Annotated in this window: 22 protein-coding genes, 5 tRNA genes and 1 CRISPR repeat array; of the genes, 17 read left to right on the top strand and 10 right to left on the bottom strand. The window is 66.9% G+C overall.

Translation table 11 applies throughout. From position 1 onward, the window contains the following. Positions 1 to 299: 299 nt before the first annotated feature. A CRISPR array of direct repeats spans positions 300 to 709; the repeat unit is 35 nt; unit sequence GTTGCAAACAAATAGCCCCGCAAGGGGATTGCAAC. 101 nt (positions 710 to 810) lie between these two features. Together DV704_RS04915 and DV704_RS04910 are read right to left on the bottom strand one after the other, a co-directional pair. Further along, positions 811 to 1,992 (bottom strand): amidase family protein, encoded by a 1,182-nt coding sequence (locus DV704_RS04915; RefSeq protein ID WP_114798462.1) that lies wholly within the window; start codon positions 1,990 to 1,992, stop codon positions 811 to 813. 13 nt (positions 1,993 to 2,005) lie between these two features. Next, positions 2,006 to 2,938, bottom strand: a complete 933-nt coding sequence (locus tag DV704_RS04910) for an L-lactate dehydrogenase (RefSeq protein WP_114798461.1) — start codon at positions 2,936 to 2,938, stop codon at positions 2,006 to 2,008. A 79-nt stretch (positions 2,939 to 3,017) separates the two neighbouring features. Here DV704_RS04910 and DV704_RS04905 point away from each other — a divergent pair, with 79 nt between their 5' ends. Genes DV704_RS04905 through DV704_RS04895 form a run of 3 tightly spaced genes read left to right on the top strand, consistent with a single transcriptional unit; the run spans position 3,018 to position 5,256 of the window. After that, positions 3,018 to 3,977, top strand: coding sequence for an alpha/beta hydrolase-fold protein (locus tag DV704_RS04905; RefSeq protein WP_114798460.1), 960 nt, complete (start codon positions 3,018 to 3,020; stop codon positions 3,975 to 3,977). A gap of 13 nt (positions 3,978 to 3,990) precedes the next feature. Further along, positions 3,991 to 4,692, top strand: coding sequence for a hypothetical protein (locus tag DV704_RS04900; RefSeq protein ID WP_114798459.1), 702 nt, complete (start codon positions 3,991 to 3,993; stop codon positions 4,690 to 4,692). Between the two features lie 3 nt (positions 4,693 to 4,695). Then, positions 4,696 to 5,256, top strand: a complete 561-nt coding sequence (locus DV704_RS04895) for a bifunctional 2-polyprenyl-6-hydroxyphenol methylase/3-demethylubiquinol 3-O-methyltransferase UbiG (RefSeq protein ID WP_114798458.1) — start codon at positions 4,696 to 4,698, stop codon at positions 5,254 to 5,256. Positions 5,257 to 5,271: 15 nt separating this feature from the next. Here the strand turns inward: DV704_RS04895 and DV704_RS04890 are convergent. Next, positions 5,272 to 5,349: transfer RNA gene (locus tag DV704_RS04890), tRNA-Arg, on the bottom strand. A 76-nt stretch (positions 5,350 to 5,425) separates the two neighbouring features. On the opposite strand from DV704_RS04890, the gene DV704_RS04885 reads away from it, so the two are divergent. Further along, the gene (locus DV704_RS04885) at positions 5,426 to 7,093 is read left to right on the top strand and encodes a glycerol-3-phosphate acyltransferase (protein ID WP_114798457.1); all 1,668 of its coding nucleotides are present in this window, start codon (positions 5,426 to 5,428) and stop codon (positions 7,091 to 7,093) included. Positions 7,094 to 7,099: 6 nt separating this feature from the next. Next, the gene (gene mqnB, locus DV704_RS04880; RefSeq protein WP_114798456.1) at positions 7,100 to 7,756 is read left to right on the top strand and encodes a futalosine hydrolase; all 657 of its coding nucleotides are present in this window, start codon (positions 7,100 to 7,102) and stop codon (positions 7,754 to 7,756) included. Positions 7,757 to 7,780: 24 nt separating this feature from the next. Here mqnB and DV704_RS04875 read toward each other — a convergent pair whose 3' ends face one another. Next, positions 7,781 to 10,357 carry an outer membrane protein assembly factor gene (locus DV704_RS04875; RefSeq protein ID WP_233498247.1) on the bottom strand — a complete coding sequence of 859 codons (2,577 nt, stop codon included), beginning with the start codon at positions 10,355 to 10,357 and terminating at the stop codon, positions 7,781 to 7,783. A 100-nt stretch (positions 10,358 to 10,457) separates the two neighbouring features. Here DV704_RS04875 and DV704_RS04870 point away from each other — a divergent pair, with 100 nt between their 5' ends. Next, complete coding sequence (locus DV704_RS04870) at positions 10,458 to 11,417, top strand: hypothetical protein (RefSeq protein ID WP_114798454.1); 960 nt, start codon at positions 10,458 to 10,460, stop codon at positions 11,415 to 11,417. Positions 11,418 to 11,471: 54 nt separating this feature from the next. Here DV704_RS04870 and DV704_RS04865 read toward each other — a convergent pair whose 3' ends face one another. Beyond that, positions 11,472 to 11,903, bottom strand: a complete 432-nt coding sequence (locus DV704_RS04865; RefSeq protein ID WP_114798453.1) for a Rieske 2Fe-2S domain-containing protein — start codon at positions 11,901 to 11,903, stop codon at positions 11,472 to 11,474. 44 nt (positions 11,904 to 11,947) lie between these two features. Further along, on the bottom strand, positions 11,948 to 13,906 hold the full coding sequence (locus DV704_RS04860) for a PhoX family phosphatase (RefSeq protein WP_114798452.1): 1,959 nt from the start codon (positions 13,904 to 13,906) through the stop codon (positions 11,948 to 11,950). Positions 13,907 to 14,083: 177 nt separating this feature from the next. Here DV704_RS04860 and DV704_RS04855 point away from each other — a divergent pair, with 177 nt between their 5' ends. Together DV704_RS04855 and DV704_RS04850 are read left to right on the top strand one after the other, a co-directional pair. Further along, entirely contained in the window at positions 14,084 to 15,589 is a 1,506-nt protein-coding gene (locus tag DV704_RS04855; RefSeq protein ID WP_114798451.1) for an alkaline phosphatase, read from the top strand. A gap of 7 nt (positions 15,590 to 15,596) precedes the next feature. Further along, entirely contained in the window at positions 15,597 to 16,031 is a 435-nt protein-coding gene (locus tag DV704_RS04850) for a ubiquinol-cytochrome c reductase iron-sulfur subunit (RefSeq protein WP_114798450.1), read from the top strand. Here DV704_RS04850 and DV704_RS04845 read toward each other — a convergent pair. Then, complete coding sequence (locus DV704_RS04845) at positions 16,028 to 16,330, bottom strand: DUF309 domain-containing protein (protein WP_114798449.1); 303 nt, start codon at positions 16,328 to 16,330, stop codon at positions 16,028 to 16,030. The two genes, DV704_RS04850 and DV704_RS04845, sit on opposite strands and share 4 nt — an antisense overlap. Before the next feature lie 89 nt (positions 16,331 to 16,419). Between DV704_RS04845 and trxA the strand changes: the two genes are divergently transcribed. The 4 genes from trxA to DV704_RS04825 are packed head-to-tail and all read left to right on the top strand — an operon-like array spanning position 16,420 to position 20,083. Beyond that, a complete protein-coding gene (trxA, locus tag DV704_RS04840; protein ID WP_114798448.1) occupies positions 16,420 to 16,752 on the top strand; it encodes a thioredoxin in 333 nt (110 codons plus the stop codon). 35 nt (positions 16,753 to 16,787) lie between these two features. Next, on the top strand, positions 16,788 to 18,014 hold the full coding sequence (locus DV704_RS04835) for a cytochrome P450 (RefSeq protein ID WP_114798447.1): 1,227 nt from the start codon (positions 16,788 to 16,790) through the stop codon (positions 18,012 to 18,014). Between the two features lie 30 nt (positions 18,015 to 18,044). Then, positions 18,045 to 19,037, top strand: a complete 993-nt coding sequence (gene plsX / locus DV704_RS04830) for a phosphate acyltransferase PlsX (protein WP_114798446.1) — start codon at positions 18,045 to 18,047, stop codon at positions 19,035 to 19,037. Positions 19,038 to 19,039: 2 nt separating this feature from the next. Beyond that, positions 19,040 to 20,083: a mechanosensitive ion channel family protein gene (locus DV704_RS04825; RefSeq protein WP_233498246.1), complete on the top strand. Its 1,044-nt coding sequence runs from the start codon at positions 19,040 to 19,042 to the stop codon at positions 20,081 to 20,083. On the opposite strand, the gene DV704_RS04820 is transcribed toward DV704_RS04825, so the two are convergent. From DV704_RS04820 to DV704_RS04810, 3 genes are read right to left on the bottom strand one after another with little or no spacing between them, the layout of a single operon-like run. Continuing rightward, positions 20,080 to 21,078: an asparaginase gene (locus DV704_RS04820; protein ID WP_114798445.1), complete on the bottom strand. Its 999-nt coding sequence runs from the start codon at positions 21,076 to 21,078 to the stop codon at positions 20,080 to 20,082. The two genes, DV704_RS04825 and DV704_RS04820, sit on opposite strands and share 4 nt — an antisense overlap. Positions 21,079 to 21,088: 10 nt before the next feature. Further along, positions 21,089 to 21,796: a CHAD domain-containing protein gene (locus DV704_RS04815; RefSeq protein WP_114798444.1), complete on the bottom strand. Its 708-nt coding sequence runs from the start codon at positions 21,794 to 21,796 to the stop codon at positions 21,089 to 21,091. A 9-nt stretch (positions 21,797 to 21,805) separates the two neighbouring features. Next, entirely contained in the window at positions 21,806 to 22,345 is a 540-nt protein-coding gene (locus DV704_RS04810) for a DUF177 domain-containing protein (protein WP_114798443.1), read from the bottom strand. Positions 22,346 to 22,499: 154 nt separating this feature from the next. Between DV704_RS04810 and DV704_RS04805 the strand changes: the two genes are divergently transcribed. The 5 genes from DV704_RS04805 to DV704_RS04785 form a co-directional block, all read left to right on the top strand. Continuing rightward, positions 22,500 to 22,575 (top strand) — tRNA-Thr (locus DV704_RS04805). Positions 22,576 to 22,580: 5 nt separating this feature from the next. Continuing rightward, a tRNA-Tyr gene (locus DV704_RS04800) sits at positions 22,581 to 22,666 on the top strand. 53 nt (positions 22,667 to 22,719) lie between these two features. Further along, a tRNA-Gly gene (locus DV704_RS04795) sits at positions 22,720 to 22,795 on the top strand. A gap of 58 nt (positions 22,796 to 22,853) precedes the next feature. Then, positions 22,854 to 22,929 (top strand) — tRNA-Thr (locus tag DV704_RS04790). A gap of 73 nt (positions 22,930 to 23,002) precedes the next feature. Continuing rightward, positions 23,003 to 23,129, top strand: a 127-nt coding sequence (locus DV704_RS04785; protein WP_233498265.1) for a GTP-binding protein, incomplete at its 3' end; no start/stop codon positions are given.

The raw sequence follows: 23,129 nt of genomic DNA, 5'->3' as shown, positions 1-23,129 counted from the left end.
CCCGAAGATGCCGTTCCAAAGGCCATGGAAGCGCTTTTTTAGAGTGAACCATTATGTTTTGCGCAAAGTGCTATACTGTAGTCGCCGGGGGCTCCCGGTGAGTTCCTTGAAAACAAGTTTTTCCGATTCTCATCGCAACATGCGAATACGAAAAATCCAAAGGTGCGACTTTGTAAGCATCCATCGCAAAAAACCGCACTTTTGGGAGGGTTATCCACAGGTTGCCTGTGGATAACCGGCAGTTCTCATAAAACCCCCCTCTGGGGGTGCTGTACAGAACGGCATTTAACGGGGTATGCTGTTGCAAACAAATAGCCCCGCAAGGGGATTGCAACCGTCCGCCGGGCGCTCCAAAATGACCCCCCGGGCCCCCTGTTGCAAACAAATAGCCCCGCAAGGGGATTGCAACGATGAGGCCCACCCGTTTGCCCTCCCTGGCCGCCAAAAGTTGCAAACAAATAGCCCCGCAAGGGGATTGCAACGCGGTGATGATGGTGCCGTAACTGTCAGGTACACGGTCGTGTTGCAAACAAATAGCCCCGCAAGGGGATTGCAACTATTTTCAAGGGCCCGTCGGATCTGTTCGTGTTTCATCTGTTGCAAACAAATAGCCCCGCAAGGGGATTGCAACCTTCTTATTGACGAGTCCGGGAGCATGGGGGCGTCGGTGCCCAGTTGCAAACAAATAGCCCCGCAAGGGGATTGCAGCGCCAGGGCCAACACCAGGGTGGGCCCTGGCTCAGTGCAGAACACAGCGGTATTCCGGGAGCCGGCTATCAGCTTGTGTTATGTTTTACTGCTGGCGGCACATCAACCCAGAGGCCCCAAACCAAAAGCCCTCTGCGCAAGGTGTAGCAAACCCACATCGCTACCCCAAGGCCCCACAAGCTGCACCCCAATGGGCTTTTCACCTGGAAGTTCGGCGGGCAGCGAGACCACCGGCGTGCCCAGCACACTGGCGTAACAGGTGAGGCTAAGGGCGCGCCAACGAAAGGCCAGAGCCGCTTCTGCTTCTTGCAATTCGCTCACCAATGGGGCTGAACCAGGGGTTGCGGGCAGCAGTACAAGCGTACCGGGCAAAAACCAGGCACCCATCTCGGCTCTTAGGCGCACCTGCTCGCCCAGCGCCCGCCCAATCTCGCCTGGGGTAAACCTCGAGGCCATCTCGAAAAGTCTGCGCACATCCTCGCCCAGGCGGGGCTGCGCCGTCTCGAGCCACTCCTGGTGAAAGCCCCAGGCCTGGGCACCCTGCAACACCCGTTGAACCTCCCGCGCCTCTTCTAGCAGGCCAAGGGACCTCTCTTCAAGCTCCAGGCCTGAGGACTCCAGCCGCAGGGCCACCCGCTCTACGGCAGCCTGGGCCTCTGGCGTGCAGAGCTCGAGGGCATCGCGCAGGATAATCGCACGCTCAAATGAAACCCCCGGCAAGGCCTCGGAGAGCAAGACCCTTGCGCAGCGCTCCATCACCCCAGGCTCGGCAGCCAGCAGGCCTACCGTGTCGTAGCTCGGTGCCAGGGGAACCACCCCTTGGGTAGGTATGGCCCCATGGGTGGGCCTGTAGGCGAAGACGCCGCACAAAGAAGCGGGAATCCGCACCGAGCCGGCCGTATCGGTACCCAGCGCAACCGGTACCAACCCTGCCGCCACCGCTACCGCCGACCCCGAAGAGGAGCCCCCGGGGATTCCCCCAGGCACCCTGGGGTTCTGGGGGGTGCCGAAGTGGGGGTTGAGGCCGGTGACCCCATAGGCCAGTTCATGGGTGTGGGTTTTGGCCACAAGCCGAGCCCCCGCTTGCCGGAGCCGCGCCACTGCCCAGGCATCCCGCTGGGGCACCCCCCAGCGCCGGCCAAAGTCGGGGTTGCCCGCCTGGGTGGGCAGCCCCGCCACATCGAAGACATCCTTGACCGCGAAGTCCAGCCCGGCCAGCGCGCCGCACGAGGGTTCCGAGGGCGGCTCCAACCAGGCCAACACCGCTCCGCAGGAATTGGCCATGGGGCCATACTACTCAAAACCCCAGTTCTTGCGCCGCTCGCTTGAGCAGCTCCGCGCTTTGGCGCAGGGCCCTATGTTCCTCCGGGTCCAGCGTAGGGGTCAGGGTGTGCACCACCCCACCCCAGCCCAGCACCCGCGGCAGCGAGAGGGCCACCTGGGGCACCCCCTCCACCTCGGGGTTCAGGATGGAAAGCGTGAAGACCGCCCGCTCGTCGGCCAAAATGGCCTGGCACAACCGGGCCAGCCCGGCCCCAATCCCGTAGTAGGTGGCCCCCTTGCCCTCGATGATGCGGTAGGCTGCCCGGCGCACCCCATCGTCGATGCGGGCCCGCACCTCAGGGCCCAGCGGGCGGCCCACCTGCTGGGCAAACTCCGCCAGGCCCACTCCGCCCACCCGGGCCTCCGACCAGACCAGCACCTCGGAGTCGCCGTGCTCGCCCAGAACGTAGGCATGAACCGAAAAAGGCGAGATGCCCAGATGCTCGCCTAAGAGGGCTTTGAAGCGAGCTGTGTCGAGGATGGTACCCGAGCCAATTACCCGCTCAGGCGGCAGACCCGAAAGGCGCTGGGCCACCTGGGTCATGATGTCCACCGGGTTGGTGGCGATGAGCAGCACGGCCTCGGGGGCAGCGGCCACGGTCTTGGGGATTACGTCCTCAAAGACCCTCGCATTCCGCCCCAGGAGCTCGAGCCGGGTCTCCCCCGGCTGCTGGTTGACCCCCGCGGCAATCACCACGATGGCCGCCCCCACCAGGTCCTCGTAGTGCCCTGCCCGCACCCGGAGGGCGTGGGCAAAGGGGGTGGCGTGCAGGAGGTCCTCGGCCTGGGCTTGGGCCAGCCGGGCGTTCAGGTCCACCAGCACCAGCTCGCTCCCCACCCCGGCCATGACCATGGCATAGGCCGCGCTCGAGCCCACCGCTCCTGTACCCACAATCCCGACCTTCACGGGTCCAGAATACCCAAGGCGAGTAAGAAAAATGCCCCGGCTAGGAAAACCCACCGCCGGCCCGTAGGCTGGATGGGGTATGGTCGAGGTACACGGCCGCAACGTCACCTTCTACCCACCGCCCAAAGCCCGCTATTTGGTGGGCGACTTCACCGACTGGGAGAAAAGGCCCATCCCCCTTCCCGGGCCCATCACCCTCGAGTTTCCCCCCGGGGCCTACATCGAATACGCCTTCCTGGACGAACAAAAAGAGCCCTTCCCCGACCCCGACAACCCTCATAGGGCCCAAAACCCCTGGTGGAGCTACCCTAGGGCCATCGAGCTGCCGGGGTTCGACCCCACCCCGCCACCCAACCCTACCCGCCCGGTGGAGGTCCAGCGGCACCGGCTCCATTCCAAGGCTTTCGGCGCCCTGCGGCGCTACTACGTCTACAACCCGCCAGAACCCGCCCGGGCCACCCTCTACGTGCACGACGGGGTGGCCTACTACCGCACCGCCAAGCTGGCCGAAGTGGCCCAGGCCCTGCTAGAGCTCGGCCAGATTCACCCCATCCGCATCGTGTTCCTGGAACCCGAGGACCGCCGCAGCGAGTACTGGTTCAACCCGCGTTACGAGACCTTCGTGCTGGAGGAGGCCGTGCCCGCAGTGGAGGCTGCCTACGGCCCCACCCCGGAAAAAGCCCTGCTGGGCGCCAGCCTGGGTGGGCTGGTCTCGGCCTGGCTGGCCTGGCGGCACCCGGGGGTCTTCCCCAAGCTGGCCACCCAGTCGGCCTGCCTCACCGCCTCGCCCGCAGGGGGCGATTCCTACACCGACCCCGAGTGGCTCACCCAGCAGTACCAACAAAGCCCCACCCTGCCCCTGCGCTTTTACTGCGAGACGGGACAGCTCGAGTGGCTCCTGGCCCCCAACCGCCGCTTTGCCGCCATGCTGGCCGACAAGGGCTACCCCCACCTCTACACCGAGCGTCCCTCCGGCCACAACTGGATGACCTGGCGGCAGGGATTGGCCCCGGCCCTCAGGTACCTCTTCGGGAGGTGATAGGCTTAGGCGTATGGAGTTTGGAGCCGCTATTGCCGCCATCCTGATTATCGTGGCCCTCGAGGCCGTGCTCTCGGTGGACAACGCCATGGTGCTGGCAGTCATGGTGCGCCCTCTGCCGGAGCACCTGCGCTCCAGGGCCCTGCTTTATGGCATCATCGGGGCCTACATCCTGCGAGGGCTGGCCCTCCTTTTCGCCACGGTCATCATCAAAATCTGGTGGATTCAGCTCCTGGGCGGGCTCTATCTGGTCTACCTGGCCGCTAACCACCTCCTCCGCCGCAAGCCGCAAAGCGGCGAGGAGCACCTGAAGCTCCAGCAAGCCGCCGCAGCCAGTTTCTGGCGGATTGTGGCCATGATCAACCTGGTGGACCTGGCCTTTGCGGTGGACTCGGTGCTGGTGGTCATCGCCTTCAGCCGGGAGTTTTGGGTGATCTTCACCGGGGTGGCCATCGGAATCCTCCTCATCCGGCTGGCAGCAGGCATCATGGTCACGATTATCGAGCGCTACCCGCGGCTCGAGACCGTGGCCTACGCGGTGGTGGGCTGGGCCGGGCTCAAGCTCACCCTAGAGGGCTGGGGCCACGGGAGCGAGGTCTGGCTGCACCGCCCCGAGCTGGCGCTTCACCTGCCGCAAGCCTTCTTCCTGAGCGTAACTTTTGCCATTATTGCGCTGGGAAGCCTCTGGGCTCTTCGCCGCACCCCCGAGAGCTGAACCATGCCCAAGGACTGGGACGCCCACTACCTCATGGCTTCCCCATTGGTCCAACCCGCCTTCGTGGTGGCGGCCTACGCCCCTTTGCTGCCCCCAGGACCGGTGCTCGACCTGGCAGGGGGCATGGGGCGCAACGCCCTGTTCCTGGCCGGGCGAGGGCATCCGGTGTTGCTGCTGGAGCGAAGCCGGGTGGCGCTGGAGTTCGTCCGGTCTAGGGCCAAGGAGCAGGGCCTGCCCCTCTGGGCCCTCGAGGCCGACCTGGAAGCCCCCCACCCCCCCCTGCCACCCGGGCCCTTTGCCGGCATCGTGAAGACCTACTTCCTCCACCGGCCCCTGCTGGGGGTCTTCTCCGAACGGCTGGCCCCCGGCGGACTGGTCCTCCTGGAGGGCTTCACCCAGCAGGAAGCGGCCCGGCGGGGCAGCCAGGCCGGTCACTACTGGCAGGAGGGCGAGCTGCTCCACCCCCCACCGGGCCTTCGCCTCCGGGCCTGGGGGGAGGGGTGGATGGAGGGGCACCACCGCACCTGGGCGGTGTGGGAAAAACCCGAAGGCCAGGGCCCATAGGCCCCGGCCTTTTGCTGGTGCGCCCGGCAGGACTCGAACCTGCGACCTAAGGTTTAGGAAACCTTCGCTCTATCCATGCTGAGCTACGAGCGCCCGCCCAGCAGGCACCCCGATTCTAGCACCTGGGCCCCCTGGCTTCCATAGGTGACCATCTGGTAAGGTTGGGCCGATGATAGCGATGCTGGCCCTTCTGGCCTACCTGCTGGGCGCGCTGCCCCTGGGCTACTGGGCGGCCCAGCGGCTGAGCGGAAAGGACCCCAGGCTGGCCTCCAGCTATAACCTGGGCCTGGAGAACGCCCTCAGGCGGCTGGGCAGCGGCCCTGCGCTGCTGGCCTTTGGTCTTGACCTTCTCAAGGGGTTCCTAGCCAGCGCCCTGGGGGGGCTATCCGGCCTGGCCTGGGGGGTGGTCTTCGCTTTTTTGGTGTACGCAGGCCACCTCTACCCCCTCTTCAACCCCCAAAACAGGCCCCTCCGGGGCCGGGGGGCAGGGGTGCTCCTGGGCATCGTCCTGGGCCTTTACTATGGCGGCCTGCCCTATCTCCTCGCCGTGGGGGTGCTGAGCCTGGCCGCCCTGACCCTGCTCCTGAGCCGCCACGCCTCGCTCGCCGCCCTGAGCCTGCCGCTGGGGCTGGCCGTGGGCCTCAGCCTCGAGCCCCTCCCGGGGTGGGCCAAGCTGGCGGCCTGGGGGCTTCTGGCTCTGGCCCTTTGGCGCTATAAGGAAAACATCGGGCGGATGCTCGAGGGGACCGAGCCCCGCCTGGGCGAACCCCCACCGCTTCCCTCGGAGAAGCAGGTGGTCTGCGGCTTCATGATTCACCCCCTCACCTTAGAAGACCTCTTCCAAAGCCCTCGTTTCCGCTGGGCCAGGCCCCTGATTGCCCGGGGGCTCATCCCGCAAAGCTGGGTCGAGCGCATCGCCCTGGCCTTCCGTCCCATGAAGGTGGGCGAGCTGCGGGGGGTCAGGACCACCGACGGGCGCGAGATTCGCTGCCACCTTATCTCCGCACCCCTCCTGCCCCATCAGATCGTGTCCAAACCCGAACTCGCCACCATGCGGGCCATCCAGGGGGCCCGGCTGGCCCGGGAGCTGGGCTGCACGGTGGTGGGCCTGGGGGCTTTCTGGAGCGTGGTGGGCGAGAAGGGAAAAAAGGTGCAGGAAGCCGTGCCTGAGATTGAGGTCACCAACGGCGGGGCCTACACAGCAGGCACCGTCAAGGCCGCCATTCCAGGTATCCTGGCCCACTTCGAGGAAAGCGGCCGCAGGCTCAAGGAGGCCACCGCGGCGGTGGTGGGGGCCAACGGGGTGGTAGCCTTCGGCATCGCCCGGCAGATCGCACCGCTGGTGGGCAGGTTAATTCTGGTGGGGCGCAACCTCGAGCGCCTGGAGAAAAGCGCCGCCACCCTCCGGCAAAACCTGGAGCGCAAGGGCCAGCCGGTGCCCGAGCTTATTACCACCCTAGATATTTCGGCCATTAAGGAGGCCGACCTGGTCTTCACCGCCACCTCCGACCCCAGGCCGGTCATCTTCCCCGAGCATGTGAAACCCGGCGCCTGGATTTACGACGAGGGGGTACCCCCCGACGTGGACGAGTCGGTCAAGCGGGTGCCAGGGGTGCGGGTAATTCCCGGGGGGGTGGTGCGGCCCCCCGGGGCCATGCGCGGCAACCTCGACCTGCACTTTGGCGAAGGGGCCGTACCGGCCTGCCTGGCCGAGACCATGATCCTGGCTGCTGAGGGCGCCTACGAGCGCAAGAGCCTGGGCGGGGAGACCAAAAGCGAGAACATCCAGTTCTTCGTGGAGCGGGCCGAGGCTTTGGGGTTCAGGGTGGTGGACTAGCGGCCCATGCTCCTCCTTCTGAGCCCCACCCACCTCGAGGCCGCCTTCCTGAGGGGCCGGCGCTTCGACTTCTATGGGCGCAGGGGGCTTTGGGGCGAGGGCTGGGTCTGGCTCGAAAGCGGCATCGGCAAGGTCAACACCGCCGCCACCCTGGCCGCCTTCGCCCAGCGCCACCCCCTCGAGCGGGCCCTGCTTTTCGGGATTGCCGGGGTGTACCCGGGGGCAGCGCTGCAAATAGGCGACGCGGCGCTGGCCGAGGAGGAGGTCCAGGCCGACCTGGGGCTGAGGGAGGGCGGAATGCAGGCCGTGGGCTTTCCTGTCCTGGAGAAAGGGCGCGCCCCCTATTACAATCGCTTCCCGCTGGACCGGGCCTTCACCCACGAACTCAAGGCCAGGCTGGGCCTGCCCGGCAAGACCTTCCTCACCCGCGACCTGCTCTCGGAAACCCCAGCCGAGGCGCAGGAGCTTTCACAACGGTGGCGGGCCGAGCTAGAGAACATGGAGGGGGCCGCCTTTGCCCAGACCTGCTTGTGGCTGGGGCTGAAGGGGGCGGAGCTGCGGGCGGTCTCGAACATTGCCGGAGTACGCGACAAGGCCCAGTGGCACATCAAGCAGGCGGTGGAGAGCCTCGAGCACCACCTCCTGCGCATCATTGGGCTGTGATTGCTGCTCCGGTACGGGCAGGCGCTAGAAATTCACCCCCAGCCGCAGGGCGAAGCGGCCCGTGGGGTTGCGCTGGCTAAAACCGTAGTCCAGCCGGATGGGCGGCAGAACCGCCCCCAGCAGGTCGAGGTTGAGCTGCAGCCCCACGCCAGCCCCCAGAAAGAAGGCGTCCAGGTCGCCTGTTGCCGGCCACAACCGGCCAAAGTCGGCAAACACAAAGCCGTAAAGATTGGTGCCGCCGGTGGGCGAAAGACCGAAGTCGTAGCCGTACTCGATGGTGCCATTCAGCACCGTAGTGCCTTTGTCGAGGAAGCGGGGGTCGTAGCCCCGGAGGGTGGTGATGTCGCTGCTGTTGCCTCCCAGGCTGAACTTCTGGCTGTCCTGGGCCGTCCCCAAAATGGTACCGAAGGAGACCCTCAGGCCCAAAGCCTGGCGGGCGGCCTGGTCGAGCTGGAAGTACTGCCGCGCGGTGAGGACCACGGGCACGAACTGCGCGGGGTCGCCGCCCTTGGGGAAGGTAATCCCGTACCCAGTGCTGAGGTTGACCGAGAAGCCCTGGGTGGGGAAGCTGGGGCTGTTCAGGGTGCTGTAGGTGGCCCCCAGGGTAAGGGTGATGGCCTGGTACTCCCGCACGCTCTGCTCAAAGCGGTTGAGGGCATCCTGCAAAAGCGCGTTGCTGCAGGCGGTATCCTCGGCCACCGAGGGGTTGGCGGTGTTGGCCCCATCGTTTGCCCGTACCAAGCAGCGGGGGCGGTTGGGGTCGTTGACCTCCAGGGTGGGAATGCTCCACTCCCAGCCCAGCGCTGCCGAAAGCCTGAGGTTGGGGAAGTCCTTGCTCAGCGGGCGGGCAATGGAAAAGCTCAGACCGGTCTTGCGCTCGGTGTACTGCCAGTTGGCGGTGGTGTCGTTGCTATCGATGACCCCGTCGCCGTTGAGATCGGGGACCGAACCGTTGTAGAGCTGCTGCAGGGGGAAGTTGATGTTGGCCTGGGGCTGGCTGTAGAAGCTGACGCTGAAGGAGGTGCGCACCTCTTTGAAATCAGCAAAATCGATGTAAATCCAGGGAATGCGGTAAGAAGCGCTGAAGGTGATGAACTGTCCGGCATCGTTGGGGTTGATCCCCAAGGAGATGTTGTATTGATGGGCCAAGCCCCAGAGGTTGGTGTCGCCAATGCTGATGCTGCCCTCCCAGCCCGTCAGGCTGCTCCAGGCGATGGCCGGCACCAGGCTCCCGGTCTGAGCCTCGCGGAAGCTCAGCACCAGCACCACATCCTCGGGCTTATCCCCCTGCTGGGGCCGCACGCTGGGCGGCTCGCGCAGCAAGCCGGTGCGCAGCACGTTGGTGATGCCCTGGCGCAGCGCGGCCACCGAGAAGAGGCTGCCCACCGGGGGCAGCTCCCGCAGGAAAACGCTGGGGTCGGTGCGGGTCAAGGGCGGGTCTATGCGGTAGCCGGCAATGCGCAGCTCGCGCAGCCGCTGCACGTACACCCCGTCGCGAAAGCTGAACTCGGGCTGGGGCACCAGGTCGTAACCGGCCTCGCGGTACTCCCGCAGCAGCCGGGCAAAGTCCTCGTTGGCCAGGGCGGGGTTGTACTCATCGCCAGGCTTGAGGCGCACGCGGGCCAGAAGCTGCTCGGTGGGCAGGGCGGTGTTTCCCTCGAGGCGCACCTCCCGGATGGTGCCGAAGCGCTGCTCGCCGAGCTGAAAGGTAAGCCGCACCCCATCCTGGCCCACCCGCTCGGGCCGGAACTCGACCACCCGCCCCAGGCTGCGGGAGAGCGCGTTTACCCCGTCTAAGACCCGGTCAAGGTTGAAGGGGTCGCCCACCCTGAGCCCCAGCGGGGCCACGTCCACCCCCTGGGCGTTGATCTCGGCTATCTTGAGCTCGCTGAAGGCCACCCGCAGGACACCGTCCGACAAAGCGGTGCGGGCCAGGTCTACCCCGCTGCCCCGGAAGCCCGCCGCCGCGTAGGTTTCGGCAACACGACCCACGGCTTCGCGGTAACGCTCAAAGGAAAAGCGGCCGTCCTCAATCACCCCCTGGAAAAGGGGCTCCAGGCGCTCCTTGGGCACGTAGGTAGCGGCCCCCAGCTCCACCGACTTGAGCTCGGGACTCTCCTCGATGCGGAAGGTAAGCTCGACCCCCTCGGGCACGTCCTTGGCCTCAGGGGTGACGCGGGGCTCGAAGGGAAAGCCCTCGTTGCGGTAGATGCGGGCCAAGGCCTGCGCCGCCTCGGTGGCCCTTTTGGGGTTGAAGATTGAACCCGCCCCAATGGCGTGCTCGGTCTCGAGGTAGCGCAGCACGCTGCTTTCCGGAAAAACGCGGGAGGTGGCCGCCACCTTGGCGATGCTGGGGTTGGGGGTTACCTCCACCACCAGCCGGTTGCCCACCAGGCTGACCCGCGCGTTGCGGAAGTAGCCGGTGTTGAGCACTGCGGCCCGGGCCTGCTCGAGGTCCCCCGGCTCGTCCCCCGCCCCAAAAGGCAGGGCCACCCGCACCAAGGCGGCCAGCACCGGGTCGGCCCCCCGGATCTCCACCTCCTCGATGGGGGCCGCGAGGGCTAGGCCCAGCAGTACTGCGAAGGGCAGGCATCGCTTCATGCTGCCAACCATATGCGAAGCGTGTGAAGCGTGAGTGAGAGCTAACCCAGCCCTGGGTTGACTTCGGGCCGCCCACCGGGGCGTATGCTGGGTAGGGGCCATGAAGCATCCCAAGCTGCTGCAAGGGGCCAAAGACCTCCTGGGCCGTCTGGGATGGCGGCCCAAAAGGTCTCCTACCTCTACCGATACCGAGGCCCCCAGGCCCTCCGGGGTCCCCCGGCCGCTCGAGCTCTCCCCGGGCTGCACCGCCAATCTGGGGGCGCGCTGGGGCCACCCTCTGCTCCAGGGCCTCCTGCTTCTGGGCACCCCCGAGGGGGCCCGGCTGCAGCAGCTACCTGAAGGCCTTGCCCTGCGAGCGCCGGAAGCTTTGGGGGTGGGGGACATCCTCCCCTGGGATGAGGTGGCCTGGGTGTACCACCAGGCCAGGCCCCTGCTGGGGCTGGCCGTGGTCCCCCCCCGCCAGGCCACCCCTGCCCGCTGGGGCAAGGCCTTCTGCGCCCTCGATGGGCACCTGATCAGCCTCGAGCTGGGCGGGCTGAAACCCTTCGACCTAGGACGCAGGCTCAACCTTCCCGTATTGCACAACCTCTGCCTCGCATTGGGCCGGGGTGGGCTGCGCCTTTTGGGGCAGCCCGCCACCATCGCACTGCATGTCGAAGGGGCCCCCATCGCCCGCCAGGGTCTGGTGCCCTTTGGGCAGGCCATACAGCTCATGGCCGGGCAAAAACCCTTGGGCGAGCTGCTCTTCCTGGCCTTTGAGGGGGTGCCCGAACCCCGCGCGCGGCTCGACTACCTGGGCTCGAGCCCTGAGTCCCGCCGCCAGCATCTGGTGCTCATGCAGCCGGTGGACCTCGGCCAGGCCGACCCGGCTCTGGAACGCCTATGCCTGGCCCCCGAGCCCGGCGGCGTCCGCCTTCTGCACTCGCCGGGCCACCTCCTTATCTACGGCCTCGGAGGGGCACGGCCCTGCGGTGCGCTTGCCGCCATTGGCGAGACCCTGCTGCTGGTGGAGATGAGCAGCAGGGCCTGCCTGGGGGTGCTGGAGGTGCTCGAACCCTGACGAGGCCGGGTGCACGAGGGCCGGGGGGGTGGGCGGCTCGTGATGGTGCTCGACTTAGGCAGGGTTTGCCAGACCTACCACCACAACATCTTCGCCCTCGAGCTCCAGCCGCAGGCCCGGCAGGTCCTCGCCGGCAACCCCTGCCTCCAAACGCCCATCGGCCCGGCGGAACAGACTTCCGTGGCAGTAACAGACCAAAAGGGTGCTCGCTGAAGGGTGAAAGCGCACCTCACAGCCGTTGTGGGGGCACTCGCGCAGGTAGCCCGACAGGTATACATCCGGCCCGGCCTGCAGGTATTGCGGGGTGATGTGGGGTGGCTTTGCTACCCGAATAACCGTGGCCGGTCTGTTCAGATAGCTGAAGTTGACGTAGCTCCCCACCTCAGGAAACTGGCTTACCGCAGCGACCCTCACCCGTGGCTGCTGCGCCGCGCCCGGGCCCGCCCAAAGCCCCAGCAGCCCCTTGAGGAGCAGGCGCCGTTTCATAAACAGAACCCCTTCCCCGATCGGGGAAGGGTCCGAAGGGGTGGTTAGCCGCCGATGATGCCCCCGTCCAGCTTGCGCACCGCCACCACCGAGGGCCTGGGCACGTTGGTGCCATCGGGCCAGGTGCTCACCGGCTTCTCCAAAGTGCCCCCCTCGCCCGGGTGCTGGATGCCGGCGAAGAAGTTCTTGTTGTCGGGGGTAAAGATGGGGCCGCAGACCTCCGCTCCCACCGGGGCCGACATGAACTGCCGCACATAGCCGCGCTCGGGACCCTGGGTGGGCACGGCAAAGACCCCGTCGTTCTTGCGCAGCGAGCTGTCCTGCCCGTCGGTGGCAATCCACATGTTGCCGGCTTGGTCGAAGGTGATGTTGTCCGGGCAGGAGAAGGTCGAGACCTTGTCCTTGGGGAAGCCAGCAAAGTAGGTGCTGGGGTCGGAGGGCTCGCCCGCTACCAGGAAAAGGGCCCAGCGGAAGGTGGTGGAGGTAGGGTCGTTGCCAGCCTCCAGAATCTCGATGATGTGCCCGTGGCGGTTGTCGGGGCGGGGGTTGGCGGCGTCTACCTGGGCCGGGGTGCGGCGGCTGTTGTTGGTCATCACCGCGTAGACCGCACCCGTGACGGGGTTGCGCTCCACATCCTCGGGCCGGTCCATCTTGGTGGCACCCAGCAGGTCGGCGGCCAGGCGGGTGTGGATAAGTACGTCGGCCTGGCTGTTGAAGCCGTTGGCCGCGGTCAGGGGACCGTTGCCGTGCACCAGGGGCAGCCAGACCCCGGTGCCGTCGGCGTTGAAGCGGGCCACGTAGAGCGTACCCTCGTCCAGAAGGTTCATGTTGGCCTTGCGGTCGCTGGGGTTGAAGCGGCCCTTGGTGACAAACTTGTACAGGTAGTCAAAGCGCTCATCATCGCCCATGTAGAGCACCACCTGACCGCTGGGGGCCACGGTGGCCTCGGCCCCCTCGTGCTTGAAGCGGCCCAGGGCGGTGCGCTTCTTGGGGGTGGAGGTGGGGTCGTAGGGGTCAATCTCCACGATCCAGCCGTGCCGGAAAGGCTCGTTGGGCTCCTTGGTCAGGTCAAAGCGCTCGTAGAAGAGCTCCCAGCGCCGGCTGCTGTTGCCCCCCGGCAGCCCGTAACGGGCATGGCTGCGCTTGACCAGCCCGTCGGGCAGGGCGTTGAGGCCGGCGAAGTACTGGTTGAAGTTCTCCTCGGCAGTCAGGATGGTGCCCCAGGGAGTGGTTCCACCGGCGCAGTTGTTGAGCATGCCCAGCACCCGGCGCCCGGTGGGGTCGGCCTTGGTCTGCAGCAGGGGGTGGCCGGCGGCAGGACCGGTGAGCTCCATGGGGGTGGTGGCGGTGATGCGGCGGTTGTAGACCGAAACCGGCAGGTAGTAGATGCTGCCGTCGCTAGCCCGGCGCACCTCTACCGCCGTTCCCCCGTGGGCCGCCAGCTCGATGTCCACCTGCTCCTTGGTGGGGCTGCCTTGCTTGTAGCCGGGGAACATCAGCTCGGGGTTGGTGTACTCGTGGTTGGCCCAGAGGATGGCCCGGGCCGAGTTGCCCGAGGCATAGCCCGGCAGGGGCAGCCAGGAGATGTAGTCGCAGTTGTAGCCAAAGGCCTGCTCCTGCGAGCGGGCGTCCCAGTCGTTGACGTTGAAACGCCGGGCCCCCCGCCCAATGGGGTCGCCCCAGCGGATCACCACGTTGGTGGTGTAGCCCTCGGGCACAATGACCCGGTCCTCGGTGGAAAGGCCAATGGGCTTGAACCTGAGGCTGCTGCCCTGGGCCCGGGCCAGGTTGGAGACCCCCGCCAGGATGAAAAGCCCACCCAGGCTCGCCGCCAGGAACCCCCGGCGGGACAGAGCCTCCTCCACCACATCGCGCAGGTAGGTGTTCTCGCTTTGGTTCAGGATGGGCTGAGCACAAGCATCGCCGCACTTCCAGTGGCAGGTCGCGGGGGAGCGTCCACCCACATGGTTCTCCGGACGGTACTCCTTCTCGAGCTCGATCATAAGCCTCCTTTGGGGATAGCTTTAGGCCGTTTCCTGGGAATGGTTGCTATTCCCAGGACTGAATCTAGGTAAGCAAGGTCAGGAGAAGGTCAAGGCACCCCCAGTCCGCCCTGGTCTTTGAGAGCGTGACAGCGAGCTGACCCTAGCGGCCTACCTTGAAATGGGAGGTGATGCAGCGTGAAACGCAGAGACTTGCTCAAAGCTGGCGTAGCCGCCGGGGCCCTGGCGGCCCTCTCGGCCCAGGCTCAAAGCGCCCAGGCCAATCAGCCCGGCATCCTAGTCCGCGCGCGCAACCTGATTTTCTTTGCCTATGACGGAATGGGCTGGGAGGACTACGCCATCGCCCAGTTCTACGCCCGGCGGGTGCTAGGCCGCCCACTGGCCCTGGAGCGCTTCCTGGCCACCGGGGTTAGCGGTCTGCAAAACACCCACAGCCTCACCAGCTTCGTCACCGAGTCGAGCGCGGCCTCCAACGCCTGGAGCACCGGGGTCAAGACAGTAAACGGCGGCCTGGCCATCCACATCGATGGGCGCCCGCTCACCCCCATCTTCGCCCTGGCCAAGCAGCAGGGTAAGGCCGTGGGGGTGGTCACCACCGCCACCGTGACCCATGCCACCCCGGCGGGCTTCCTGGTCACCAACCCCGACCGCAACGCCGAGGAACAGATTGCGGAGCAGTACCTGGAGTTCGGGGCCCAGGTCTACTTGGGGGGCGGGCAGCGCTTCTTCGACCCCGCGGTGCGGCGCGACAAAAAGGACATGTACGCGGCCTACGCGGCCAAGGGCTACGGGGTGGTCCGGACCCTGGCCGAACTGCAGGCCTCCAACGCCTCCAAGCTGCTCGGGGTGTTCAGCAGCAGCCACGTGCCCTACGAAATCGACCGCCGCTTCCAGGGCGTAGCGGTGCCCAGCCTGGCCGAGATGACCCGCGCCGCCCTGCCCCGGTTGGCCGCGCACAGCAAGGGCTTCGTGCTGCAAGTGGAGGCGGCCCGCATCGACCACGCCAACCACCTCAACGATGCCGCCACCACCCTCTGGGACATCCTGGCCGCCGATGAGGCCCTGGAGGTGGTGATGAACTTCGTGGACCAGAACCCCGACACCCTCCTCATCATAGGTTCTGACCACGGCTGCGGCGCACCGGCTTTGTATGGGACCGGGCCCTCGTACCGCCTGAGCAGCGAGGGAATCGACCTCCTCAAGAACGAGAAGGCCTCCTTCGAGTTCATGCAGGCCCGGCTGGGCAACCAGCCCACCCCTGAGGCCATCGCCGAGCTCTTCCGCACCCTGAAAGGGGTGGCCCTCACCCCGGAGCAGGCCCAGGCCGCAGCGGCTGCTGTCACCCAGCGGACCTACCTGCCCGATGCGGTGCGCTACGGTATCCAGCCCGCCAACACCTTCTCCTGGGTCATGCGCCAGACCGAAGCCAACCGGGTCAACCGGGCCAACATCGGCTGGAACTCGGGCCAGCACACCGCCACCCCCACCCTCTTCGGCGTCTATGGGCGCGGCGTGCACACCGCCCGCGTTGGGCTCATCGACAACACCTACAACTTCACCCTGATGACCCGGGCCCTGGGCATCCGCTTCCAGAACCCGGTGATGAGCGAGCAGGAGGCCCTGGAAGTGCTCAAGACCCGCGCCCAGGCCCCCATCCTGCACCCCGAAGACGTGCTGGCCTGACCCTCATATGAACCGCCGCAGCACCTGCCGAGCCTTGCTGGCCGCGGCCTTGGCCTGGGGCCTGGGCTCTCCAGCCCGGGCCCAGCCCCGGCCGGTGCGGGTAGTGGAGCTGGGCCGGCTGGAGCGGGTGGGAGCAGAGGCCAGCTTCACCTTCGCCGGGGAGCCGGCCTACCTGCTGCGGGTTGCCCCCCCAGAAAGACCCAGCTCCCGCGTACAACGATTGGGCGAGATCTTCCTGGTGGCCTTTAGCCGCACCTGCACCCACCAGGGCTGCACCGTACCCCTGCCCGACCAGCGGGGCATCATGGAGTGCAACTGCCACGGCAGTCAGTTCCGGGCCGACGGCACCCTGCTGAGGGGGCCCGCCTCCACCGACCTGCGGGCGATAAGGCTCGAGCTGCGCCAGGGCGAGGTCTGGGCGGTGGGCTGGCTGGAGGGCTAGGGGTTCTCCAGCGCCCTCCGCGCCTCCTCTACCAGGGCTGCCACCGGGATTCCCTCGTACTCCGCAGGCAGTCCCTCTAAACGAGCCAGAGCCTTGCTGAAGTTGCGCCAACCCCCCCGGGGGTTGGTTTTGGCCTTATGCAGGGCGGCCGCCAGGAGGATAAGGCCCTGGACCAGCTCGCGGCCTGGCCCCGCAAGCCGCTGCCAGAGGGGCTCGAGCACCTCGTGCACCTCCCAAAACTGCCCCTTTCGCCACAAAGCCAGGGCCGCTTGAACCTCCGGGGTGTCCGCCAAACGCACTATGAAAAGTGTACTGGCATTCCCTGCGACCCGCCAGGGGTGCTAAAGTGTAGAGCTAATCGGCCACCTGGCCGAGGAGAGGTACACCCATGGCCAAACCCATCGAAGTGAACGATGCCAATTTTGAGAGCGTGCTCAAGGAAAACCAGTTCGTGCTGGTGGACTTCTGGGCCGAGTGGTGCGGGCCCTGCCGCATGGTGGCCCCGGTAATGGAGGAGCTGGCCAAGGAGTATGCGGGCCGGGTTACCGTGGCCAAACTGGATGTGGACGAGAACCCCCAGACGGCCATGAAGTACCGGGTGATGAGCATTCCCACCATCATCCTCTTCAAAAACGGGCAGCCGGTGGAGGTCATGGTGGGGGCTGCTCCCAAGAGCAACTTTGTGGCCCGCCTGAACAAACACGTCCCCGTAAGCGCCTAGCAGCGCACCCCCGGCCCTCCCGCCTACCCCAGGCCGTGCAAACCCACCACCTCAACATCAACGACCCGGCCTTCGTCTACGACCCCTACCCCACCCTGCGCACGCTGCGGGAGGAGCTTCCGGTCTTCTTTGACCCGGTCTGGAACAAGATTTTTTTCCTGCGCTACGACGACATCGCCAACCTGCTGCGCGAGCGGCGGCTGGGGCGCTCAATCACCCACATTCTCTCCCGCGACGAGCTGGGCTGGCCCCCGCCCAACCCCCTGACCCGGGACTTCGACCACTTCCAGGAAAACCACATGCTCGACAACGAGCCCCCCAAGCACACCCGCCTCAAGGGGCTCTTCATGAAGGTCTTCACGCCAGCCCGGGTAGAGGGTCTGCGGGGCAGGGTCGAGCGCATCGTGCACCAGCTCCTCGACCGGGCCGAGGACCAGGGGCAGATGGACCTGCTCAAGGACTACGCCGAGCCCCTGCCGGTAACGGTGATTGCCGAGCTTTTGGGTGTTCCAGAAGAAGACCGCCATCTCTTGCGCCCCTGGTCAGCCAAAATCGTGAAGCTCTACGAGCTCGGCTACACCGAAGAGCAAGCGCGGGAGGCCAATCAGGCCGTGGTGGAGTTTTCCCAGTACATCCGCGCTCTGGCCGAGGAGCGCCGCCGGCGGCCCAGGGATGACCTCATAAGTGCTCTGGTGGAGGTGGAGGAACAGGGGGAAAAGCTCACCCCCGACGAGCTGGTGGCCAACAGCATCCTGCTGCTGAACGCCGGCCACGAGGCCACCGTCAACGGCACCACCGCCGGGTTCCTGGCCCTATCCCGCAACCCAGAGGCCCTGGAGGAGGTGCGGGAAGCCGCAGCCAAGAACCGCTCCGAGTTCTTCAAGCTGGCGGTAGAGGAGCTCTTGCGCTACGACACCCCCCTGCCCATGTTCGAGCGCTGGGTGCTGGAGGACATGGAGTACAGGGGCCTCCAGCTAAAGCGAGGGCAGGAGGTGGCCCTCATGTACGCCTCGGGCAACCGGGACCCACGCAAATTCCCCGACCCCGACCGGCTCTGGCTCACCCGGCCGGAGAACCCCCACCTCACCTTTGGCCTTGGCATCCACTACTGCCTGGGGGCCCCCCTGGCGCGGCTCGAGCTGCAGGTCTCCTTCCAAACCCTATTCAGGCGGCTTCCTGGCATCCACCTGGCCACCGACCGAATAGAGTACACGGGCGGCTTCGTCATCCGGGGGCACAAGGCCATGCCGGTGGCCTGGTAGAGCTTTCCTAGGGGCCTTAGGCTATAGCCCATGAAACCCATCGCCCTGGATGCCATGGGGGGAGACCGGGCCCCCCAGGTCACGGTAGAAGGCGCCCTGAAGGCGCAGCGGGAAGGTATCCCGGTGGTGCTGGTGGGCCAGCGCGCGGCGCTGGAGGAAGAACTCCGCCGGCAAGGAGGGGAGCTTCCCATTGTGGAGGCCCCGGAGTACATCACCATGCGCGACCCCGCCACCGAGGTGCGAAAAAAGCGGCAGGCCTCCATCAACATCTGCATGGAGCTTTTGAAGCGAGGAGAAGCCTCGGCCGTGGTGGCCATGGGCCACACCGGGGCCACGCTGGCCGCGGCCCTCTTCACCCTGGGCCGTATCCCCGGGGTGGACCGGCCCACGCTGCTCATCGAGCTGCCCAGCGAGCGGGGCCGCACCTACCTGGTCGACGGGGGGGCCAACGTGGACTGCAAGCCGGAGTGGCTGGTGCAGTTCGCAGCGATGGCCGCCGCCTACGCCCGGGCCCAGGGGGTGGAGAACCCCCAGGTGGGGCTGCTCTCGATTGGCGAGGAGGAGGAGAAGGGCAACGAGCTGACCCTGAAGACCCTTCCCCGCCTGAAGGCCGCGCCGGGGCTCCGGTTTTACGGCAACGTGGAGGGGCGGGACATCTTCCGGGGCACCACCGAGGTGGTGGTCACCGATGGCTACACCGGGAACGTGGTGCTCAAGCTGGCCGAGGGCGAGGCCCAGACCCTCTTCCGCTGGATTCGCGAGGCCCTCGCGGGCGGCTCCTGGCTAACCCGGCTGGGGGCCTGGCTGGTGCGGCCCGCCCTGGGGAAGCTGCGGAGCAAGATGGACCCCGCGGAGTACGGGGCCATGCCCCTTTTGGGGGTGGAGGGGGCGGTCTTCATCGGGCACGGCTCGGCGGACGCGAGGGCGGTGCTGAGCGCGCTGCGCAAGGCCCATGCCAGTGTGAGGGCCGGTCTGGTGGAGCGGGTGCGGGAGGGCATCGCCCGGCTAAAGGAGGTGGGCTAGCAGTGGAAAACCTCTGGCTGCGGGGGGTCTTCAGCCTGGGCCTGCTCCTTCTGGGCTACTGGCTTGGCCGCGCAGGGGCCGGCCTGGCGGCCTGGCTGGGCCGGCTCACCCCCGATACGCGCGACGACCGCTACTGGCGTTGGGCAGGGCGGCTTTGGTGGGGCCTGGTGGGGCTGGCCCTGCTCTCGCTCCTGGCCCACCTCTGGCAGATAGACGGACCCCTGCAGGCCTGGGGGGAGACCCTGCTGGGCTGGCTGGGGGAACGGGGGCTGGCCATCCTGCTCATCCTGGGGTCCACCTCGCTGGCCTGGCGGCTGATACCCCGGCTGCTGCAACGGGTGCCGGTGGGCTCGGGGGAGTTCAGCCGGGAGCAGGTGCGGGCGCAGACCCTAAAGAGCGTGCTCGAGTCGGTCCTGCAGGTGCTCATCGTGGTGCTGGGAACCCTGCTGGTCCTCTCCAACCTGGGCCTCAACGTGACCGCCCTGCTGGCCGGGGCGGGGGTGGTGGGGCTTGGCATCTCGCTGGCCGCACAAAACCTCATCCGCGATGTCCTAAATGGGTTTTTCATCCTGCTGGAGGACCAGTACGGGGTGGGGGACGTGATCACCGTGGGGCAGCTTTCGGGCACGGTGGAGCGTTTCAACCTGCGCCTCACGGTGCTGCGCGACCTGGAGGGCCGGGTGCACTTCATCCCTAACTCCACCATCCAGCAGGTTACGGTGATGAGCCGGGACTGGGCCCGGGCCGTGGTGGATGTCTCGGTGGCCTACGAATCGCCGGTCGACCGGGCCCTGGAGGTGGTGCGGGAAGAGGCCCTGGCCTTCTACCACGACCCCGACTGGCGCCCCCGGTTCACCGACCAGCCCCCGGAGATGCTGGGCATCCAGCAGCTCGGGGAGTCGGGGATTGTAATTCGGGTCATGTTCACCACCAAGCCCAAGGAGCAGTGGGCCGTGGGGCGGGAGTTCCGCCGCCGGATCAAGCTGCGGCTGGACGCTGAGGGCATCGGCATCCCCTACCCCACCCGCCGCATCGTGCAGGGCTAGCGCACCCAGTTGAGCTCGAGCCGGGCCTCGAGGTGCCCCACCGGCACCCAGCGCACATTGCGCAGCACGGGCCGGCGCCAGGGCAGCTCTACCTCAGGCGAAAGCAGCCCCAGGACCTCCAAAAGCCGCACCACCATCGGCTCACGGGCCTCGCTGGAGCCGCTTTCCACCTTGAGGGCCACCCCAACGGGCCCCAGACGGCTCTCGCGCAGGGCCAGGCCGTAGTAGCCGTCGGCCCCCCGTTTGGCTAGGAGCCCTGGCACCCGCCGCATGAGCACGGTATCGATGCTGTGGGGCCCCGCCACCAGCTCAGGGTGCTGCCGCATGGCCGAGAACACCCCTTCCAGTCCCTCCTGGTACCGTGCCGGCGCTGCCTCCGGTGCCGCCAGGAGGGCAAACATCCGGGCCACCGGGGCTAGGGGCAGGGCAAAGGTGGGCACGCTGCAGCCGTCCACCGCGTGGGGGATGTGAGCATGCCCCGATAGCTCGCGCAGAATTTGCAGAATAAGCTGCTGCACTGGATGCGCCGCCTCGTGGTAGCCCTCGGGGGAAACCCCCAGGGCCAAAGCTGTGGCCAGCATCCCGGCATGCTTGCCCGAACAGTTGTTGTGCAGCACGCCGGGCGCTTTGCCGGCCCGCTGCAGGGCCTCGCGGGCCTCGGGGTCGAAGGGTGGGTGGGCTCCACACACCAGGTGCTCGGGGCCGAGCCCCAGCTTCTCCAGGTAGCGGGCTACCAGGGCCACGTGCTCCGGCCGGCCATCGTGGGAAGCGCAGGACAGGGCCACCTCGGCCGGGGTAAGGTCGAAGCGCCGAACGGCCCCGCTCAGGTAGAGGGCCAGGGCCTGGAAGGGTTTGGCGGTGGAGCGCAAGGGGGCGACCAGTTCGGGGTTGCCGCTGTAGGCTAGCAAAGCCCCCCGCGGCCCGACGATGGCTATGGAGACCCGGTGGCGGTTTTCCAGGAGGCTGCCCCGGTAGGCATAGGTGTAGGCGCTCATCGGCGCTAGCCTACCGCAAAGCCCGGCTTCCCCACCGCAGCCAGGCCGCCCGGGCCTCCTCCATGGCCGCCGCCAGCTCCACCTCCTTGCGCCCAAGGTAGCCCCGGGGCAGGCCTCCCCCCTCGGCCTCAAAGCGCTGCAAATAGCCCAGGGTGAAGTGCAGGTCCCCTGCCCGCCCGAAAACCTCCTGCAGGGCCTTGACCTCTCGGGCATCCTCGCCCAGCCACTCCCGCGCATAGCGCAGCCGGCGCAGGGCCCGCCGCAGGGCGTGCATGGGTTCAAAGCCCCCCTCCTGCATCCACCGGGCCGCCCGCCGCTCCACCTGGGCCGAAAAGCGGGCCAGCCGGAGCCTGGCCGAACCGGGCTCCAGGGGGGGCAAAAGCGAAAGGGCCTGCAACAACCCCGCAAGCCGAGGGGAGTCCAGCACAGGCCGCAGCTCGAGCCGGGCTTCCTGCAAAAGGCCCCGGACCCATTTGAGGAAGGCCTCGGGCAGCTTCATCCCGAGCAACACCTCCAGGTCGCGCACCCGGCCAGCCGAACGCACCAGCCAGGCCAGGTCGTCGTCCAGCACGCGCATACCCGCCAAACGAAGCCAGACCCGCAGGCGCCGCCCCGCCACCCGCACCTGGTGCACCCCCTCGGGGTCCTCGCCCGTGCGGGCCAGGGGCAGGTGCTTTTCTAGATGCCGCAGCCAGGAATCCGGGGGCACCCCTCGCACGCCTCTAGCCTACTCCTGCAACAGCCGCGCGAGCGCCTCGGCCAGGCGGGTCCGACCCTCCCTGTGGCCGCAGTCCACCTCGTTGCGGTTGGCCCCGCAGACCGGACAGAGCCCCTTGCAATCCTCCCGGCAAAGCACCGTGTAGGGCAGCTCGAGGGCAAAGGCCTCGCTCAAAAACAGGCTCAGGTCGAGGTTAGGATGCCCAAAAAGGAGGACGTCCTCCTCATCCTCCTCCACCACCACAGGGTGGGCCAGACCGGCCACGTAGCGCAGGAGGTACTGAAAATGAGCCCGCACCGGGGTTGGGGTTGGGGCAAGACAGCGGCGGCACTCCATCAGGGCATACCCGGCCACCTCCCCCGAGAGCCAGAAGGCCTGGCCCTGCTCTCTCTCCAGCCGGGTCACGCTTACCCGCCACCGGGCCGGGGTGTGGAGGGGTATCCGCTCCTGTTCTACCAGGATGGCCTCTGTAATCTCGCCCTGGGCCGAAGCGGTGCCCCCCTCGCGCAGAAGGCGGGACAGGTTGATACTGGGAAAGTGTGGAACCATCGCAAAATCCCCTCACTCTAACAAATCAGACCTGTAAAAACAAGCATACCCCACCCCCACACCGACTTGACAGCCCTTTTGGTGTGATGTAGTCTTGCTTCTTGGACGAGGTTCGACCCCAAGTCCAAAGGCGCCCCATCGGAACGCAAGCCGGGCCACCCTAGCTCAACTGGTAGAGCACCCGACTTGTAATCGGAAGGTTGTCGGTTCGATTCCGATGGGTGGCTCCAAACAAGGGCAGGTGGCCGAGTGGTTAAAGGCGACAGACTGTAAATCTGTTCTCTTCGGAGTTCGGAGGTTCGAATCCTCCCCTGCCCACCAAGGTCCGTGGGCGCGCTAATGCGACAGGCGCCGCGATGGCGCGAGGCGCCCGTGCGGGAATAGCTCAGTTGGTAGAGCATCGGCTTCCCAAGCCGAGGGTCGCGGGTTCGAGTCCCGTTTCCCGCTCCAAGCGCTTACGGCGAAGGGCTGGGGCTCCCCCCAGCCAGCGCCTTTGCGAAAGCGCTCCGCTCGGGTAGCTCAGCTGGTAGAGCACACCCTTGGTAAGGGTGAGGTCGTCGGTTCAAGCCCGATCCCGAGCTCCAAACCCACACCGCCCGTCGACCGCTGCGGGCGGTGTGTTCCTGAAAAAAGCAGCGGAAGCCAAAGGAGGCAAGGATGGCCAAGGGCGTGTTTGAGCGGACGAAGCCCCACGTGAACGTGGGGACGATTGGGCACGTGGACCACGGGAAGACGACGCTGACGGCGGCGATTACGTACGTAGCGGCGGCGGCGAACCCGAACG

The organism is Meiothermus sp. QL-1, from assembly GCF_003351145.1.
In the GTDB taxonomy this organism is placed as follows: domain Bacteria; phylum Deinococcota; class Deinococci; order Deinococcales; family Thermaceae; genus Meiothermus.
The sequence above is the reverse complement of the archived record's forward strand: the minus strand, read 5'-3'. Positions and strand labels throughout refer to the sequence as shown.

Bases quoted from the DNA above. Each gene is read 5' to 3' on its own strand.
- mqnB (WP_114798456.1), top strand. From the start codon at position 7,100: ATGCTCCTCCTTCTGAGCCCCACCCACCTCGAGGCCGCCTTCCTGAGG.
- DV704_RS04820 (WP_114798445.1), bottom strand. From the start codon at position 21,078: ATGAGCGCCTACACCTATGCCTACCGGGGCAGCCTCCTGGAAAACCGC.
- DV704_RS04885 (WP_114798457.1), top strand. From the start codon at position 5,426: ATGATAGCGATGCTGGCCCTTCTGGCCTACCTGCTGGGCGCGCTGCCC.
- DV704_RS04860 (WP_114798452.1), bottom strand. From the start codon at position 13,906: ATGATCGAGCTCGAGAAGGAGTACCGTCCGGAGAACCATGTGGGTGGA.
- DV704_RS04915 (WP_114798462.1), bottom strand. From the start codon at position 1,992: ATGGCCAATTCCTGCGGAGCGGTGTTGGCCTGGTTGGAGCCGCCCTCG.
- DV704_RS04870 (WP_114798454.1), top strand. From the start codon at position 10,458: ATGAAGCATCCCAAGCTGCTGCAAGGGGCCAAAGACCTCCTGGGCCGT.
- DV704_RS04905 (WP_114798460.1), top strand. From the start codon at position 3,018: ATGGTCGAGGTACACGGCCGCAACGTCACCTTCTACCCACCGCCCAAA.
- trxA (WP_114798448.1), top strand. From the start codon at position 16,420: ATGGCCAAACCCATCGAAGTGAACGATGCCAATTTTGAGAGCGTGCTC.
- DV704_RS04900 (WP_114798459.1), top strand. From the start codon at position 3,991: ATGGAGTTTGGAGCCGCTATTGCCGCCATCCTGATTATCGTGGCCCTC.
- plsX (WP_114798446.1), top strand. From the start codon at position 18,045: ATGAAACCCATCGCCCTGGATGCCATGGGGGGAGACCGGGCCCCCCAG.
- DV704_RS04895 (WP_114798458.1), top strand. From the start codon at position 4,696: ATGCCCAAGGACTGGGACGCCCACTACCTCATGGCTTCCCCATTGGTC.
- DV704_RS04875 (WP_233498247.1), bottom strand. From the start codon at position 10,357: ATGAAGCGATGCCTGCCCTTCGCAGTACTGCTGGGCCTAGCCCTCGCG.
- DV704_RS04850 (WP_114798450.1), top strand. From the start codon at position 15,597: ATGAACCGCCGCAGCACCTGCCGAGCCTTGCTGGCCGCGGCCTTGGCC.
- DV704_RS04865 (WP_114798453.1), bottom strand. From the start codon at position 11,903: ATGAAACGGCGCCTGCTCCTCAAGGGGCTGCTGGGGCTTTGGGCGGGC.
- DV704_RS04810 (WP_114798443.1), bottom strand. From the start codon at position 22,345: ATGGTTCCACACTTTCCCAGTATCAACCTGTCCCGCCTTCTGCGCGAG.